The sequence below is a fragment of the Halobaculum sp. XH14 genome (genome assembly GCF_032116555.1).
Classification (GTDB): Archaea; Halobacteriota; Halobacteria; order Halobacteriales; family Haloferacaceae; genus Halorarum; species Halorarum halobium.
The window spans coordinates 1,570,311-1,585,355 of sequence record NZ_CP134949.1 but is presented as its reverse complement, the minus strand read 5'-3'; the positions used below and the strand labels follow the sequence as shown (position 1 = coordinate 1,585,355).

16 protein-coding genes and 1 tRNA gene are annotated in these 15,045 nt (G+C 68.4%); 12 read left to right on the top strand and 5 right to left on the bottom strand.

Annotated features, from left to right (window positions below):
* Positions 1-116 precede the first annotated feature (116 nt).
* Positions 117-1,085 (top strand): sugar phosphate isomerase/epimerase family protein, encoded by a 969-nt coding sequence (locus RJT50_RS08080; RefSeq protein WP_313695758.1) that lies wholly within the window; start codon positions 117-119, stop codon positions 1,083-1,085.
* 57 nt (positions 1,086-1,142) lie between these two features.
* Positions 1,143-2,258: a Gfo/Idh/MocA family protein gene (locus RJT50_RS08075; protein ID WP_313695756.1), complete on the top strand. Its 1,116-nt coding sequence runs from the start codon at positions 1,143-1,145 to the stop codon at positions 2,256-2,258.
* A gap of 54 nt (positions 2,259-2,312) precedes the next feature.
* On the opposite strand, the gene RJT50_RS08070 is transcribed toward RJT50_RS08075, so the two are convergent.
* Positions 2,313-3,161, bottom strand: a complete 849-nt coding sequence (locus RJT50_RS08070) for an eIF2B alpha/beta/delta subunit family protein (protein ID WP_313695754.1) — start codon at positions 3,159-3,161, stop codon at positions 2,313-2,315.
* An 840-nt stretch (positions 3,162-4,001) separates the two neighbouring features.
* On the opposite strand from RJT50_RS08070, the gene RJT50_RS08065 reads away from it, so the two are divergent.
* From RJT50_RS08065 to RJT50_RS08055, 3 genes are all read left to right on the top strand, one after another.
* Positions 4,002-5,354, top strand: coding sequence for a ribonuclease J (locus RJT50_RS08065; protein ID WP_313695752.1), 1,353 nt, complete (start codon positions 4,002-4,004; stop codon positions 5,352-5,354).
* A gap of 5 nt (positions 5,355-5,359) precedes the next feature.
* Positions 5,360-6,406, top strand: a complete 1,047-nt coding sequence (gene idsA3 / locus RJT50_RS08060) for a geranylfarnesyl diphosphate synthase (RefSeq protein ID WP_313695749.1) — start codon at positions 5,360-5,362, stop codon at positions 6,404-6,406.
* A 131-nt stretch (positions 6,407-6,537) separates the two neighbouring features.
* Positions 6,538-7,440: a DMT family transporter gene (locus tag RJT50_RS08055; protein ID WP_313695746.1), complete on the top strand. Its 903-nt coding sequence runs from the start codon at positions 6,538-6,540 to the stop codon at positions 7,438-7,440.
* A gap of 45 nt (positions 7,441-7,485) precedes the next feature.
* On the opposite strand, the gene bcp is transcribed toward RJT50_RS08055, so the two are convergent.
* The 3 genes from bcp to priS form a co-directional block, all read right to left on the bottom strand.
* Positions 7,486-7,953 (bottom strand): thioredoxin-dependent thiol peroxidase, encoded by a 468-nt coding sequence (gene bcp / locus RJT50_RS08050; RefSeq protein ID WP_313695743.1) that lies wholly within the window; start codon positions 7,951-7,953, stop codon positions 7,486-7,488.
* A 106-nt stretch (positions 7,954-8,059) separates the two neighbouring features.
* On the bottom strand, positions 8,060-8,941 hold the full coding sequence (locus RJT50_RS08045) for a DNA replication complex subunit Gins51 (protein WP_313695741.1): 882 nt from the start codon (positions 8,939-8,941) through the stop codon (positions 8,060-8,062).
* A gap of 3 nt (positions 8,942-8,944) precedes the next feature.
* Positions 8,945-10,111 carry a DNA primase small subunit PriS gene (gene priS / locus RJT50_RS08040; protein ID WP_313695738.1) on the bottom strand — a complete coding sequence of 389 codons (1,167 nt, stop codon included), beginning with the start codon at positions 10,109-10,111 and terminating at the stop codon, positions 8,945-8,947.
* Positions 10,112-10,482: 371 nt separating this feature from the next.
* Here priS and RJT50_RS08035 point away from each other — a divergent pair, with 371 nt between their 5' ends.
* The 6 genes from RJT50_RS08035 to RJT50_RS08010 all read left to right on the top strand — a co-directional run bounded on the left by RJT50_RS08035 (position 10,483) and on the right by RJT50_RS08010 (position 13,844).
* Positions 10,483-10,698: an LSM domain-containing protein gene (locus RJT50_RS08035; protein ID WP_313695737.1), complete on the top strand. Its 216-nt coding sequence runs from the start codon at positions 10,483-10,485 to the stop codon at positions 10,696-10,698.
* Positions 10,695-10,871: a 50S ribosomal protein L37e gene (locus RJT50_RS08030; RefSeq protein ID WP_313695735.1), complete on the top strand. Its 177-nt coding sequence runs from the start codon at positions 10,695-10,697 to the stop codon at positions 10,869-10,871. Before RJT50_RS08035 ends, RJT50_RS08030 begins: the two co-directional genes overlap by 4 nt.
* Positions 10,872-11,093: 222 nt before the next feature.
* Positions 11,094-12,545: an amidophosphoribosyltransferase gene (gene purF / locus RJT50_RS08025; RefSeq protein WP_313695732.1), complete on the top strand. Its 1,452-nt coding sequence runs from the start codon at positions 11,094-11,096 to the stop codon at positions 12,543-12,545.
* 102 nt (positions 12,546-12,647) lie between these two features.
* Positions 12,648-12,947: a hypothetical protein gene (locus tag RJT50_RS08020; RefSeq protein ID WP_313695730.1), complete on the top strand. Its 300-nt coding sequence runs from the start codon at positions 12,648-12,650 to the stop codon at positions 12,945-12,947.
* On the top strand, positions 12,944-13,279 hold the full coding sequence (locus RJT50_RS08015) for a hypothetical protein (RefSeq protein ID WP_313695727.1): 336 nt from the start codon (positions 12,944-12,946) through the stop codon (positions 13,277-13,279). The genes RJT50_RS08020 and RJT50_RS08015 overlap by 4 nt, the downstream gene beginning before the upstream one ends.
* A complete protein-coding gene (locus RJT50_RS08010; protein ID WP_313695725.1) occupies positions 13,272-13,844 on the top strand; it encodes a DUF7504 family protein in 573 nt (190 codons plus the stop codon). The genes RJT50_RS08015 and RJT50_RS08010 overlap by 8 nt, the downstream gene beginning before the upstream one ends.
* Before the next feature lie 60 nt (positions 13,845-13,904).
* Here RJT50_RS08010 and RJT50_RS08005 read toward each other — a convergent pair whose 3' ends face one another.
* Complete coding sequence (locus RJT50_RS08005) at positions 13,905-14,465, bottom strand: DUF420 domain-containing protein (protein WP_313695948.1); 561 nt, start codon at positions 14,463-14,465, stop codon at positions 13,905-13,907.
* Between the two features lie 161 nt (positions 14,466-14,626).
* Here RJT50_RS08005 and RJT50_RS08000 point away from each other — a divergent pair.
* Positions 14,627-14,711 (top strand) — tRNA-Leu (locus RJT50_RS08000).
* Positions 14,712-15,045: the final 334 nt, after the last annotated feature.

The following is a 15,045-nucleotide window of genomic DNA, read 5'->3' as shown; positions in this document are numbered from 1 at the left end:
GTTCCGCCCCGGCCCCACCGGCGGTCGGTCCCGACCCCGTTTTCAGTTCGTTCCGCGCTGCTCGTCGTTCCTGCCCCCGCCCGAGCGTTTATTCGGACCGTAGTACAATCACGACCATGGACATCGGAGTGTTGACGGTTCCACTCGGGACCGAGTCGAGACCTGACGCGTTCGAATACCTGTCGGGGCTCGGCGTCGACGCGGTCGAACTCGGCGTCGGTGGACACCCGGGACAGGGACACGCCGACCGCGAGAGACTGCTCGAGAGCAGGGAGGCCAGGGAGTCGCTTCGTTCGGACCTGGCCGACCACGACCTCCGCGTGAGCGCCCTCGCGACCCACAACAACCCGCTCCACCCGGACGGGGAGACGGCGAGCGAGGCCGACCGGGAACTGCGCGAGGCGATCGAACTCGCCGCCGAACTCGACGTGGGCACGGTCACCTGTTTCTCCGGACTGCCGGCGGGCGGGCCGAACGACGAGGTTCCCAACTGGATCACTGCCCCGTGGCCGACCGAGCACGCCGACGCGCTGGCGTACCAGTGGGAGGTGGCCGAGGAGTACTGGTCCGAGGTCGGCGCACACGCCGAGGCGCACGGCGTCGACGTCGGCATCGAGATGCACCCGAACATGCTCGTCTACGAGCCTCACGGGATGCTGAAACTGCGCGAGCGTACCTCCGACCGGATCGGCACGAACTTCGACCCCTCACACCTCTACTGGCAGGGCATCGACGTCACCGCCGCCATCCGGCTGCTCGGCGAGCGGGACGCGATCCACCACGTTCACGCGAAGGACACGCGCGTGTACGAGGAGAACGCTCGCGAGAAGGGCGTCCTCGACACGACGGACTACCTGGCGGAGGCGGACCGCTCCTGGATCTTCCGCTCGGTCGGCTACGGCCACGGGGAAGAACACTGGAAGGACGTCGTCTCCACGCTCCGGATGGTCGGCTACGACGGCGCGCTCTCGATCGAACACGAGGACTCGCTGACCTCCTCGCGGGAGGGGCTGGAGAAGGCGGTCGACCTGCTCGGGCGTGCCGTCTTCGAGACGACGCCGGGCGAGGCACACTGGACGGAGTGACCACATGAACACAGATATTTACCACACGACCCGGTTCACCCGAGGCGAGGGTACCGCATGAACGACCCACTCACCGTCGGCATGCTCGGCTACCGGTTCATGGGCAAGGCGCACTCGAACGCGCTCGCCAGGCTTCCGATGTTCTTCCCGGACGCACCCGACGTCGTCCGGCACACGCTGATCGGGCGGGACCAGGACGCGCTCGCCGACGCCGCCGACCGGTTCGGCTTCGAGCACACCGCGACCGACTGGCGCGACGTCGTCGACGAGGTGGACGCATTCTACAACCTCGGTCCGAACCACCTGCACGTCGAGCCGTCGGTCGCGGCGCTGGAGGCCGGCACGCACGTCCTGTGTGAGAAGCCGCTCGCGCCGACGCTGGACGGGGCCAGGGAACTGCGCGACGCGGCGGACGCCAGCGAGGCGGTCGCTGGCTGCGCGTTCAACTACCGCTTCGTCCCGGCGATCAGGTACGCGAAGGGGCTCGTCGAGGCCGGCGAACTCGGCGAGATTCGGCAGGTCCGCGCGCGCTACCTCCAGGACTGGCTCTCGGACCCCGATGCGCCGTGGGCCTGGCGGATGGACGCCGACCTGGCGGGGTCGGGCGCGCTCGGCGACATCGGCGCCCACTCGCTCGACCTCGCGCGGTTCCTCGTCGGCGACCGCGTCGGCGACGTCGACCGGCTGTCGGGTCACCTGCGGACGTTCACCGAGGAGCGTCCCGCGCCCGACTCCGGCGAGATGAAACCGGTCACGGTCGACGACGCCTACTCCGCGCAGGTGGCCTTCGAGAACGGCGCGACGGGGACGTTCGAGGGCTCGCGCGTCGCGCAGGGCCACAAGAACGACCACTCGATCGCGGTCCACGGCACCGAGGGCTCGATCCGGTTCTCGCTCGAACGGCTGAACGAACTGGAGGTGCTGACGGGCGACGCGCGCGGGTACGAGACCGTGCTCGTCACCGAGGAGTCCGACCCGTACGTCGACGCCTGGTGGCCGCCGGGTCACGTGCTCGGCTGGGAGCACACGTTCGTCCACGAGAACTACGAGTTCCTCTCCGCCGTGCGCGAGGGCGAAGCGTTCTCGCCCTCGTTCGACGAGGCGTTCGAGGTCCAGAAGCTGCTCTCGGCCGTCCAGCGGAGCGACGAGTCCGGCGAGTGGGTCGCACCCTGACGCGGCGTTTCGGTTCGGCGGTTTGGTTCCGCGTGACTGTGGTACCGACCGAACTCAGAGCTCCCGGACGCCCTGGTCGGTGATGACCGCGTCGACGAGGTCCGTCGGCGTCGCGTCGTAGGCCGGGTTCTCGAGTCGGATGCCCTCCGCCGGTTCGAGCATCACCTCGCTCGGCGAGCGGAACTCGTTCTCGAAGACGAACCCGTCCTCGATGACTTTCGCGCCGGAGCCGACGACGACCACCGGGACGCCCACCTCGGCCGCGGCGGCGGCGATGGGGAACGTGCCGACGCGGTTGTACAGCGTGTTGCCGACGATGCAGTCCATCCCGATGACGACGCGGTCGCACTCGTCGAGGTAGTAGCCCGCGGCTCCGTCGACCGAGAGGTGCGGGTCGACCCGGTCCATCGCGGCGAGCGCGCGGGCGGTTTTACGGCCGAGGTATCGCGGTCGCGCCTCGGTGACGTAAGCGGTCATGTGGTTGCCGCCGGCCGCCGCCGATTCGACCGCCTCCAGCACCGTCGATGAGTAGTCGTGCGTGAGGAACGTCTCGCCGTCCTCGAACGTCTCGGCCGCGTTTGCCGCGGCCTCCCGCTTGCCGGTCTCGATGCGCTCGGTCGTCCGCTGGACGGCCGCGTCGAGCAGTTCCTTCGCGCCGCCGACCGTCTCGGCCTCCCCCAGAACGGCGTCGGATACCTCGCGCATCGCCTTGTGGAGCGAGGCGTGGGAGGGGTTGGCCCGGCGGAGCGCGCCGGCGTTGTGGTCGAGGTCCCGCTCGAACTCGTCGAGGGTGGCGTACTCGCGTTCGACGAGTTCCCGGAGGGCGCGGGCGGCCTTCACGGCGACGACCGACGAGGAGTGCGTCTGCATCTCGCGGATCTCCTCGACCGTCTCGTCTATCATGGCTGTGCTGTCGACGGTTTCGGGGAAAGGTGTTCCGGGACTGCCGATTTTTCTCGGGACCTGTCGTTTGGCGTGACGGTCGTCGTCACGTCGGTTTTGCCTCGACGCTGACGACTCCGAAAGCCCCCGCGCTGTCGGCTCGGTGCGACCGCTGCGCTCCTCGCGCTCGCTCCGAGGTAAGACGAGCATCGCAGCGACCGCAGGGAGCGAGAAGCGCAGGAGGCTGGGGAGGGTGAGGCGCAGTGCGGTCGGGTGGAACTGAAAGGGGCAGGGTGGGTACGCGAATCCCGGACCCGGTGAGGCGAGCACAGCGACGCGAACCTCGGAAGTCGCAGCTGACGAACGGAGCGAGGAGGGCCGTCTTTCCTAGCAAGGACCGCAGGCGAGGGAGCGGAGCGACCGAGGCGAGGAGCACAGCGTGGTCCGCGGGAGCGTAGCCAGCCGGGGGCTTTCGAGGCGGTCGTCACGACAACCGTGACAGAATCGAGTGCGACACTAAGGGGGAGGGTATCTAGATGATCACTGAACCAGGACCTTCCAGATCGTCCTCGCCGTCTGGGCGGCGTGAAGGGACACTGAATCGATGGAACGAGTCGATGATCCGCGAACCCGCACAGTTTTAACCGCGCCGCCGCAACGTACGGTTACCAGAGCCCGCGGGCAAGTACGAATCGGGGGACCGACCCCGTTCGTATAGCGGGATTGCGGACCGACGCGCTGCAAGACGCCGGGGTCCACAGCGACCCGTGTTACCGGGGCTTTCCGTACGAGCCTGTCCGCTCGCCGCGGTGCGGCGAGCCGGATTTCCAACGCTCGCAACAGCAGTTCGACATCGAACCTATGGAAGTAGAAATCGCAACAATCGGCGGCTACGAGGAAGTCGGCCGCCAGATGACCGCAGTTCGCGCGGGAGACGACGTCGTCGTGTTCGACATGGGCCTCAACCTGAGCAAGGTCCTGATTCACGACAACGTCGAGACCGAGAAGATGCACAGCCTGGACCTCATCGACATGGGGGCCATCCCGGACGACCGAGTGATGTCCGACCTCGAGGGCGACGTGAAGGCCATCGTGCCGACCCACGGCCACCTCGACCACATCGGTGCCATCTCGAAGCTGGCACACCGCTACGACGCGCCGGTCGTCGCCGCACCGTTCACCATCGAACTGGTGAAACAGCAGATCAAGGGCGAGAACAAGTTCAACGTCAACAACGACCTCGTCAAGATGGAGGCCGGCGAGACGATGTCCATCGGCGACTCCGGACAGGTCGAACTCGAGTTCGTCCACGTCACCCACTCCATCATCGACGCGGTCAACCCGGTGCTCCACACGCCCGAGGGCGCGGTCGTCTACGGCCTCGACAAGCGCATCGACCACAATCCGGTCCTCGAGGACCCGATCGACATGGATCGCTTCCGCGAGATCGGCCGCGAGGGCGAGGGCGTCCTCTGTTACATCGAGGACTGTACGAACGCCGGCCGGAAGGGCCGGACGCCCTCCGAGTCCCACGCGCGTAACCACCTCAAGGACACCATCGACAGCATCGAGGACTACGACGGCGGCATCGTCGCCACCACGTTCTCCTCGCACGTCTCGCGCGTCTCCTCGCTCGTCGAGTTCGCCAAGGACATCGGCCGCGAGCCGGTGCTGCTGGGCCGCTCGATGGAGAAGTACAGCGGGACCGCCGAACGGCTGGACTTCGTCGACTTCCCGGACGACCTCGGGATGTACGGCCACCGCAAGTCCGTCGACCGCACGTTCAAGCGCATCATGAAGGAGGGCAAGGAGAACTACCTGCCCGTCGTCACGGGCCACCAGGGCGAGCCGCGCGCGATGCTCACCCGGATGGGCCGCGGCGAGACGCCCTACGAGTTCGACGACGGCGACAAGGTCATCTTCAGCGCCCGCGTCATCCCGGAGCCGACCAACGAGGGCCAGCGCTACCAGTCCGAACAGCTCCTGCGGATGCAGGGCGCGCGCATCTACGACGAGATCCACGTGTCGGGCCACCTCCGCGAGGAGGGCCACTACCAGATGCTCGACGCGCTCCAGCCCCAGCACGTCATCCCGGCCCACCAGGACCTCAAAGGGTTCGCGCCGTACGTTGACCTGGCCGAGAGCATGGGGTACACGCTCGGGCGTGACCTCCACGTCACGCGCAACGGCAACATGATCCAGCTCACGGAGTGAGCCGCATGACCCAGGACGCGACCGAGGAGCGGGTGCTCGCCGCGGTCACCGAGCGACGCGAACTCGTGAACGAGGCCATCGACGCGGACCTCCCGATGGCCGATCCCGAGCGGCTCTACGAGGCGACCCGCTACCTCCTCGACGCGGGCGGCAAACGGCTCCGCCCGACGGCCGCGCTGCTCGCGGCCGAGGCGCTCGGCGACGTCGCGCCGCTCTCGGCCGACTACCGCGCCTTCCCGTCGCTGTCTGGCGAGGAGTTCGATCTGATGCGCGCCGCGGTCAGCGTCGAGGTCATCCAGTCGTTCACCCTCATCCACGACGACATCATGGACGAGGACGAGCTCCGCCGGGGCGTGCCGGCGGTCCACCGCGAGTACGACACCGAGACGGCGATCCTCGCGGGCGACACGCTGTACGCGAAGGCGTTCGAGCTCCTCTCGGACACCGGCGCGGACCCGGCGAACGGCCTGCGGGCCGTGAACCTCCTCGCGTCGACCTGCACCCGGATCTGTGAGGGGCAGTCGCTCGACGTCGACTTCGAGGGCAGGGACGACGTCACGCCCGAGGAGTATCTGGAGATGGTGGAGCTGAAGACGGCCGTCCTCTACGGCGCGTCGGCCGCCATCCCCGCGGTGCTGATGGGTGCCGACGACGAGGTCGTCGACGCGCTCTACCAATACGGCGTCGACTCCGGGCGCGCGTTCCAGATCCAGGACGACGTGCTCGACCTCACGGTTCCCTCGGAGGACCTCGGCAAACAGCGCGGCTCCGACCTCGTCGAGGAGAAGGAGACGCTCATCACCCTCCACGCGCGCCAGCAGGGCGTCGACGTGGACGGGCTCGTCTCCGCCGAGACGCCCGCCGAGGTGACCGAGGCCGAGGTCGACGACGCCGTCGCCGCGCTCGAGGCGGCCGGCAGCATCGAGTTCGCCCGGGGGAAGGCCACGGAGCTCACCGAACGGAGCAAGGAGCGCCTCTCTGTCCTCCCGGACAACGAGGCGCGCTCGCTGCTCCGCGACCTCGCGGACTACCTCATCACGCGGCGCTACTGAGCGACTGACCCGTCCGTCGGGCGCTTTTCTCACCGATCGATCAGACCCGGACGGCGACCGGACGAGTGCGCCGAATCGGCCCGCCTGACCGAAAGGAAAACGACGAAGGCGGTCCGGGATGACTCTCCGCCGTGACACGAGCCCGAGACGCCGTCCTGTTCCTCACGCTCGGGCTCTTCTGGGGCGGGACGTTCCCCGCGGTCGAGGTCGGCCTGACCGAACTGGCACCAGTGCTGCTGGGAGCGTTCCGGTTCGACGTCGGCGCGGCGGTCGCGCTCGCGTACGTCCTCTTTGCCGTCGACGACCCGCTCCCGAGGACCCGCGCGGACGGCTGGGCGGTCCTCGTCGGGTCGACGCTACTGGTGAGCGTCAACGTCGTGTTCCTCTTTTTCGGCCAGCGGTTCACGACCGGCGGCGTCGCCTCGATCGTCTACAGTCTCAACCCGATCCTGACGACCGCGTTCGCGGCCGTCCTGCTCTCGGAAGGTACCCTCGACGCGCGGGGGTACCTCGGCGTCCTGCTCGGCGTCCTCGGCGTCGTGCTCGTGGCGAACCCCTCGCCCGGGAGCGTCGGCGGCGACACGACCCTCGGCGTCGCGCTGGTGTTCGTGGCCGCCGTCTCGGTCTCGCTCGGGGGCGTGCTCACACGGGCACTCGAACCGCCCGCGCCGGCGCTCACCCGGACCGCGTGGGCGATGGCGCTCGGTGCCGTCCAGCTCCACCTCGCGTCGCTCGTCCTGGGCGAGCCGATGCCGACGGCCGCGGCGTTCACGCCCGAGGTCATGCTGGCGCTCGCGTTCATGGGCGTGTTCGCGAGCGCCGCGGCGTACGGCATCTACTTCACGCTGCTCGACCGGCTGGGCGCGTTCGAGACGAACCTGGTCTCGTACGTGGTTCCGGTGGTGGCGACCGCGCTGGGTGCCGTGCTGCTCTCGGAGCCGGTGACGCCGCTCACCGTCGCGGGCTTTCTCGTCGTCGTCCTCGGGTTCGCGCTGCTGAAACGCCACGCGATCGTCAGACTGCTCGGTCGCTGACGATCACCGAAACGGTGGCGCCGGGTGGGGAGCCTCGTCCCCGTTTCAGGCGTCCAGTTCGTCGAGGTCCGCCAGCAGTTCGTCGGCGTGTCCCTCCGGGGAGACGCCCTCGTAGGCGCGGACGACGGTCCCGTCGGGGCCGACGACGTACGAGTTCCGGAAGACGCCGGTCACCTCGTTGCCGAACACGTTCTTCTCGCCGTAGGAGTCGTACGCGGTCGACACCGCTCCGTCCTCGTCCGACAGCAGGTGGAAGGGCAGGTCGTACTCCTGGGCGAAGTCGGCGAGGTCCTCGACGGGGTCGTCGCTGATGCCGAGGACGGCGACGCCGCGCTCCTCGAACTCGGCCCACGCGTCGCGGAAGCCGCAGGCCTCGGTCGTGCACCCCGGCGTGTCCGCCCGGGGGTAGAAGTAGACGACGACGTACTCGCCCTCGTGGTCGGCCAGAGCTATCGTGTCGCCGTGCTGGTTCGGAAGCTCGATCGCGGGCGCATCGTCCCCTGGTTCCAACATGTCCGTGCCTGGGGAGTGGCGGGAAAAACCGGTTCCGGTTCCGGAAGCCGCCGTCTGGGTCGACTCCGGTGCCAATCACTCGACTCGTGGCGCCCCTCGTTGGTCGCTACTCCAGCGGGTCCGCGGCGTCCCGGTCCACGAGCGGGTCCGCGTTCGCGGCCGGGAGCGTCACCACGTCCTCGGACTCGAGTTCGTACTCGCGGTCGTCGACGCCGAGGATCTGGCCGACGTCGCGGGTGATCCGGACGGTCCGCCGGTCGTCGTCCGAGGGGGGCGCTTCCCCTGACGGCCGTGCCCCGTCGCCGGTCGAGCCGTCCTCGCCCTCGCTCGCGCCCGACTCCACATCCTGCACGGACCCGCCCGCACCGTGTTCGAGCTCCGGTTCGTCGGGCGGAATCGGCGGGGCATCCTCCGACTCGTGGCCGCCGGCGTCGGTCGTCCCCGACTCGCGGGGCGCGGCCGAATCGGCACCCATCGCGTCGGCCAGCACGCCGTCCGGTTCGCCCCCGGCGTCCGCCGCCGTCGGTTCCGTACCGACTTCGTCGTCGGTCGACGGCGTCGTCGGCTCCGCGCCGGTCGGCGCGTCGAGGTCCACGTCCGCGCCGCCGCCGAGCACCTCGAGCACCCGTCCCTTGTTCTCCTCGATGCGTGCCACGAGGTCGTCGAACAGTTCGGTCTCCTCGGCGGTCAGCCCGTCCGTCTCGACGGGGGCGTCGGCCGCGGCGAAGGAGGCGAGTTTGACCACCTTCCCGACGCGCCGTTCGTACAGCGACTCGACGACCTCCTCTGCCGTCTCGATCTCGTCGGAGAGCTTCCGGACCTGCTCGTCCGAGAACGGGTTCTCGACCGACGAGGCGCGATCGTCCCGCCGGTGCTTGCGGCCTTCAATGTAGGAGGCGACGTCCTCGTAGAACGAGTCGCGGAGGTGCTGGAGGCTGTCGCGCTGGCGTTCGGTCGATTGGACGCCGCGTAGTTCATCCAGATCCATCGGTTACTCCTTCGCCTTCTCGGCGCGACCGCGTGCCATGAGGAACACGCCGACGTATTCGTTGACTGACTGGACTCCCGCCGCCACCTTAGTCCTGTCGCCGGCGATCGGGAGCGGCCCGGGGTCGGTGACGTCGACGAGGATGTCCCGACCCCTGAACCGGTCCGGAATCGCGTCGCGGAACGGGTCGAACCCGCCGATCTCGTCCCGGTCGAGCGGCGTCACCACGAGGCCGCTGCCGCCGTGGATGCTCCGCGGGAGCCGGATGAGCCGCCGGACGTCGGTCGTCACCGGCTCGTCGATGGGCGAGGTCTGCTCGGCGACGACCTCGTGGGCCAGCGCACGAACCAGCGTGCTCGCGCCGGGCCCGAGTTCGACGTTGCCGGCACGGACGCCCTCGGGGTTCCGCTGGAACACGCCGTAGATGGTCCGGGCCGTCTTCTCGCCGACGCCGTCGAGTTCCTGGAGGCGCTCGAGCGCGTCCGCCTCCTCCATCTCCCGCAGGTCGTCGGCGTACGACAGCAGGCGCTCGTGGACGCGACCGCCCCAGCCCCCTTCGGCGCGGAGCGTCTTCTGGAGCGTCCCGCGCTCGTTGGGCCGCTTCTCGATGAGGCCGTCGAAGTTGAGGTCGATCGCGCGGACGTAATCGACCACCTCCCGGCGCGCCTTCGAATCGAGCGACGCGACCGACGGGTCCCGGACGTGGACGTGGTAGCCGCGGCCGCCCGAGAACACGACCGCCATGTCGGACTCGGCGAACCCAAAGTCACGTTCGAGCAGGTCGAGCAGCCTGACGAGCGCGTCCTTGGCCGCCGCGAGCTGTTCGGGATAGGAAGCCTCCTCGGGGTCGATGGCCGGCAGGTGGTCGGCGTCGATGTCGAACACCAGGTCGGCCGAGCGCCACCCCTTCTCGCTCATCTCGCTGTTGCTCGGGTCGTCGTACCGCGCGGCCGAGAAGTAGGCGTGCCGCGGCGACTCCCGCGCGAGGAACTCGCTCAGGTCGCCCAGATCCAGAAGCGACTGGTGGCGGACCATCCGCGTTCCCTCGCCCGAGGTGAACGGGATCTGCCCCCACTCGCGCCGGTCTGCGGCGGGCGGCGGCGTGATCTCGGCGCTCCGGTAGTAGTCGCCGAAGCGACCTTCGAGGTACTCGCGCGTGCGCCGATTCATCTCGTCTCGCGTCGTGTTTCTGTGAGGGGGCCAAGAGTGTTGCCTATTCTGGGGAGTCTCGTCGTTCGCTGACGGTGGTTGCTCCCGACGACCATTCTGGCAGGTGTTGATGGCCGTGAAAGCCCTCGCGCTCTCGGCTCGATGGCGGTCGCTGTCGTACGAAAATCTTCGATTTTCGAACCACGGTGCTTGTCGGTCCGCGTCCTCCCCGAGAGCCGCCGGGGCTTCCGTCGTCGTTCGCGTGGTAGGGACGGAAACATCCATCACAGTCAGGTAACTCTCCCAGTGAAATTCCCGCAATCACGTCAACGAGGATGATCCCGCTCCCGTCGTCCGGTATATTTAACCCACACCTGACCGACGCCCGCTGTATGAGCGGCCGACCCCTCGACGTGCTGGAGGAAGCACTTGACACGCCAGTGACCGTCCTGCTCAAGGACGGCACGGCCCACTTCGGCGTCCTCGCCGGCTACGACCAGCACATGAACGTGGTGCTGGAACCGACCGACATCGACGGCTCCACGGAGGGAGAAGTGGAAGACACAACGATTATCCGTGGCGACAACGTCGTCAAAATCAACGCATGACCGGTGCAGGAACCCCCTCACAAGGAAAGAAGAACAAGACGACCCACGTGAAGTGCCGACGGTGCGGCGAGAAGTCCTACCACGTCAAGAAGAAACAGTGCTCCTCGTGTGGGTTCGGCAAGTCGAAGAAGCAGCGCGGCTACGAGTGGCAGTCGAAGTCCGGCGACAACTGACGACGGACGACCGACTCTCGATTGACTTCTCTCTCCGTTCTCCGACCCCGGAGCGAAGGCTCGACTCCGGTTCACGGACGGCCCGAACACGTAAACCACCGCGCAGGAGGGCGGGCCCCGAAATCGCCATCTCATACAAATTCGTGCATAACTCTTCACGGCCGTCCGGGGTGATGACCACGATAACGAGGATTTTTGTGACTGGCTCGCCGACCGTCGTCCATGCAACACGGGGAGGGCCCGACCGAGAAGTGCGGGGTGGTCGGGGTCGCACTCGCGGAGCGTGACGCCGCCAGACCGCTCTACTACTCGCTGTACGCGCTCCAGCACCGGGGCCAGGACTCCGCGGGCATCGTCACCCACGACGGCTTCCAGCAGCACGGCCACGTGGAGATGGGCCTCGTCGGCGACGCGTTCGATCCCGACGACCTGGACGATCTCAACGGCTCTGCGGGCATCGGCCACGTGCGCTACCCCACGGCCGGCAGCGTGAACTCCAGTTGCGCACAGCCGTTCTCCGTCTCGTTCAAGTCCGGCGCGCTGGGGCTCGCGCACAACGGCAACCTCGTGAACACGGGGGACCTCCGCGACGAACTCGCCTCGCAGGGCCACGCGTTCACCTCCGACGGGGACACGGAGGTCATCGCCCACGACCTCGCCCGGAACCTCCTCGACTCGGATCTCATCCGCGCCGTCAAGCGGACGATGGGCCGCATCCACGGCTCGTACGCCCTGACGGTGATGCACGACGACACCGTCCTCGGCGTGCGCGACCCGCGCGGGAACCGCCCGCTCTGTCTCGGCGAACTGGAGGATGGCTACGTGCTCGCCTCCGAGTCCGCGGCCATCGACACGCTGGACGGCGAACTCGTCCGCGACGTCCGGCCGGGCGAACTCGTCGTCCTGGAGGCCGACGGCTCCGGTTACGACTCCTATCAACTGTACGAGGAGGACACCGCCGCCCACTGCTTTTTCGAACACGTCTACTTCGCCCGGCCCGACTCGGTCATCGACGACACGCTGGTGTACGAAGCCCGTCGGAACCTCGGCGGGGCGCTCTGGGCGGAGTCGGGCATCGAGACCGACGTCGTGATGCCGGTGCCGGACTCGGGGAGGGCGTTCGCGTCGGGCTACGCCGACGCCGCGCAGGCGGACGGCGCGAGCACCGAGTTCGCGGAGGGGCTGATGAAGAACCGCTACGTTGGCCGGACGTTCATCATGCCGACCCAGGACGAGCGCGAGCGCGCCGTCCGGCTGAAACTGAACCCCATCAAGTCCACCGTCGAGGGGCGCTCGGTGACGCTCATCGACGACTCCATCGTCCGGGGGACGACGTCGACGCAACTGGTGGAACTGCTCCGGGACGCCGGTGCCTCGGAGGTCCACCTCCGGATCGGCGCGCCGCCCATCCTCGCGCCCTGCTACATGGGAATCGACATGGCGACCCGCGACGAACTCATCGCTGCGGGTCGATCGACCGATGACATCCGCGAGACGGTCGGTGCCGACTCGCTCTCCTACCTCTCCATCGAGGCCGTCGCGGAGGCGATCGGCCAGTCCCGCGCGGACCTCTGTCTCGGCTGTGTCACGGGCGAGTATCCGTTCGACATCGAGGGCGAGGCGACCGACCGCGACCTCGAACCGCCCGTGGTCGGCGGGCCGGCGGACGATTAGCGACGGGCGACCGTCGTCCCGGTCATCGCTGCACGGCGTCCAGGTACGACGGTTCGGGAAAGAATTATCCGGGGCCGTTCGGTACGATTTCGAAACGATTCGATGACCTTCCCACTCTCGCTGCTCAACTACGGGCAGGCGCTGCTGCTCGCGGCGAGCCTGCCGCTCGCGCTCGTCGCGGTCCACGGGTACAGGGGGACGCCGTTCGGCGCCGTCGTCGCGGGCCTCCCGGTCGTTAGCGTCGGGCTCCTGCTGTCGGCCACCGGGGAACTGCTGTCGTCGAGCCTCGCGGTCGAGAGCGACGCGTGGCGACTCGGGAGCCTCCTCGCGCTGGTCGGGTTCGCGTGGGTGGGCGTCCAGCTCGTCCGGGTCCTCGGCGGACGGACGGAGGTGGGAACGTGATCGCGGGCCTCACGGTCGTCGAGATGTTCCGGGTAGTCATCCTGATCGCGGTCGCGCTGACGCTCCTGTACCCCGTCGCGGCGTACGCGCCGCGGGTGATGCACACGAACGCCATCGTCCTGCTCACCGCGACCATCGGGGTGCTCGCGTTCAGCGTCGCGCTGCAGGCGTTCCAGGGACGATCGGTCGTCTCGGAGGGGCTTCAGTTGCTCGCGGCTGGCGGCTACCTCTGGAGCGTCTGGCTGTTCGCCCGCGAGTACGTCCACCGGGGGGAGCCACCGGAGCTGAACGCGGAACTGACGACGACGAGCGAGAGGTTCGAGGATGCTTGAGGCCGTCGAGAACCCGTTGATGCCCGGCCCGCCGACGAGCGATCGGACGATTTCGGTCGACGCCGGCCAGCAGGTCCTGCTCGCGAAGCGGGCGCTCGGACCGCCACTCTCGGAACTTCCGGACGCGGCCTTCGAGAACGCGCTCGTCGTGACCACCGGGTCGACGCCACGGCGGATTCAGCGGCGGGTGGAGGAGCGCGGCCTCGATCCCCGGAAGATCGGCGTCGTCCCCGTGAGTTCGAACGAGGTCGAGTACGAGGGACCCCTGTGGACGGGCAAGCGGGTCGCGCCGAGCGACCTCACGGGCATCAGCGTCGAGGTCAGCCGCGGCTTCCAGTATCTCGACCCCGGACAGGGGTGGCTCGTCTTCGACTCGCTCAGCACGCTGTTGCTGTACTCCGAGGAGCGGCGGGTTTACAAGCTGGTCGACTGGCTCATGGGCAACGCCCGCGGAAACGACGTCCGCGGCGTGTACTCGCTGTATCGGGACGTCGTCGCTCCGCCGGCGTTCGGCCGCTTCCGGTCGCTGTGTGACGACCTCCTCGAGATCGACGCCGGGGAGTAGCGCCACGGACGTCGCTCGCCCACCGCATCCGGCTCAGTACAGGTGGCTCCGTCAGGTGATTCAGTACAGGTGATACAGCAGCGCGTACACGAGAACCCCGAGCGTGAACGAGATCACCCACAGCGACGCCGCGATCCGGCCGACTCGAGCGTGGCGCGTGTCGAACAGGTCCCCGATCGGCCGGGTCGCCGCGAGCGTGAGCACGTAGATGACGACCGGCACGCAGACGACCGCCAGCGAGACGTGGACGACGAGGATCGGGAGATAGAGGAACTGCTCGACCCCCGCCGGGCCGGGGAAGTCGGTCGGCCCCAGGATGGCGACGCGGTAGAGATACAGCACGAGGAACGTCGCGAACAGGCCCGTCGAGACCAGCATCGCGGCCCTGTGGCGACCGTACTCGTCGCGCCGTACGAACCGGACGCCGAGCGAGATGGTCACGATCGCGGCGAGCGACAGCGCGGCGTTGACGTGCGGTACGGCGGCGAGGACGGCCTCCGGCGGGCGCGGGAGCGTTCCGCCCGGGACGAGTTCAAGCGCGACGGCGAAAACCAGCGCGAGCGCGACCGCCGAGAGGAGCGCCGCGACGGCGACGGTGTGGTCCCGGGCGGTCGCACGCAGCCCGGTCGCGTCCGTGTTCATGCTCGTGACCAGGGGCGGCGGGGACAAAGCAGTTGGCCTCGCGGTACCGAGCCCGCATGCGGTTGGGTGACGGGGACTGGACGGATGGAAAGCCCTTTATCCCTCTCGGGGAAACGAACGACTGCGCATTGACGCACGATGCGTGGGTAGCCAAGCCAGGCCAACGGCGCAGCGTTGAGGGCGCTGTCCTGTAGAGGTCCGCCGGTTCAAATCCGGTCCCACGCATCCACTCGGATGCAGGTGCTGTGCGACCCTTCGGGGTCGCCCTACGGACAGCACCCACGCACAATCCTTTCGGACGCAATCATTTCGGAGCGGTCGCTCAGTCGAGCGGGTCGGCAGGACGGTTTCGAACAGCTCGACAGCCCTCGCCGTTCTCGACTCCCGGTCCGTCGCAGTCAGTACTGTTTCGATCGTCGGTTCGACTGCCTCGAAAGCCCCCGCCGTTCTCGACTCGGTGCGGCCGCTGCGCTCCTCGTCACTCGGCCTTCGCCCTCGTTCCTGCGGTGCTTCTCGGTCCGCGCCGTCCCCGAGAACGGCGGCCCCTTTCAGTCCCACC

What these genes read in the sequence shown, in the direction of transcription:
- RJT50_RS08030 (WP_313695735.1), top strand. Translation starts at nt 10,695, where the DNA reads ATGACCGGTGCAGGAACCCCCTCACAAGGAAAGAAGAACAAGACGACC.
- RJT50_RS08075 (WP_313695756.1), top strand. Translation starts at nt 1,143, where the DNA reads ATGAACGACCCACTCACCGTCGGCATGCTCGGCTACCGGTTCATGGGC.
- purF (WP_313695732.1), top strand. Translation starts at nt 11,094, where the DNA reads ATGCAACACGGGGAGGGCCCGACCGAGAAGTGCGGGGTGGTCGGGGTC.
- RJT50_RS08070 (WP_313695754.1), bottom strand. Translation starts at nt 3,161, where the DNA reads ATGATAGACGAGACGGTCGAGGAGATCCGCGAGATGCAGACGCACTCC.
- RJT50_RS08045 (WP_313695741.1), bottom strand. Translation starts at nt 8,941, where the DNA reads ATGGATCTGGATGAACTACGCGGCGTCCAATCGACCGAACGCCAGCGC.
- priS (WP_313695738.1), bottom strand. Translation starts at nt 10,111, where the DNA reads ATGAATCGGCGCACGCGCGAGTACCTCGAAGGTCGCTTCGGCGACTAC.
- RJT50_RS08020 (WP_313695730.1), top strand. Translation starts at nt 12,648, where the DNA reads ATGACCTTCCCACTCTCGCTGCTCAACTACGGGCAGGCGCTGCTGCTC.
- RJT50_RS08065 (WP_313695752.1), top strand. Translation starts at nt 4,002, where the DNA reads ATGGAAGTAGAAATCGCAACAATCGGCGGCTACGAGGAAGTCGGCCGC.
- RJT50_RS08035 (WP_313695737.1), top strand. Translation starts at nt 10,483, where the DNA reads ATGAGCGGCCGACCCCTCGACGTGCTGGAGGAAGCACTTGACACGCCA.
- bcp (WP_313695743.1), bottom strand. Translation starts at nt 7,953, where the DNA reads ATGTTGGAACCAGGGGACGATGCGCCCGCGATCGAGCTTCCGAACCAG.
- RJT50_RS08010 (WP_313695725.1), top strand. Translation starts at nt 13,272, where the DNA reads ATGCTTGAGGCCGTCGAGAACCCGTTGATGCCCGGCCCGCCGACGAGC.
- idsA3 (WP_313695749.1), top strand. Translation starts at nt 5,360, where the DNA reads ATGACCCAGGACGCGACCGAGGAGCGGGTGCTCGCCGCGGTCACCGAG.
- RJT50_RS08080 (WP_313695758.1), top strand. Translation starts at nt 117, where the DNA reads ATGGACATCGGAGTGTTGACGGTTCCACTCGGGACCGAGTCGAGACCT.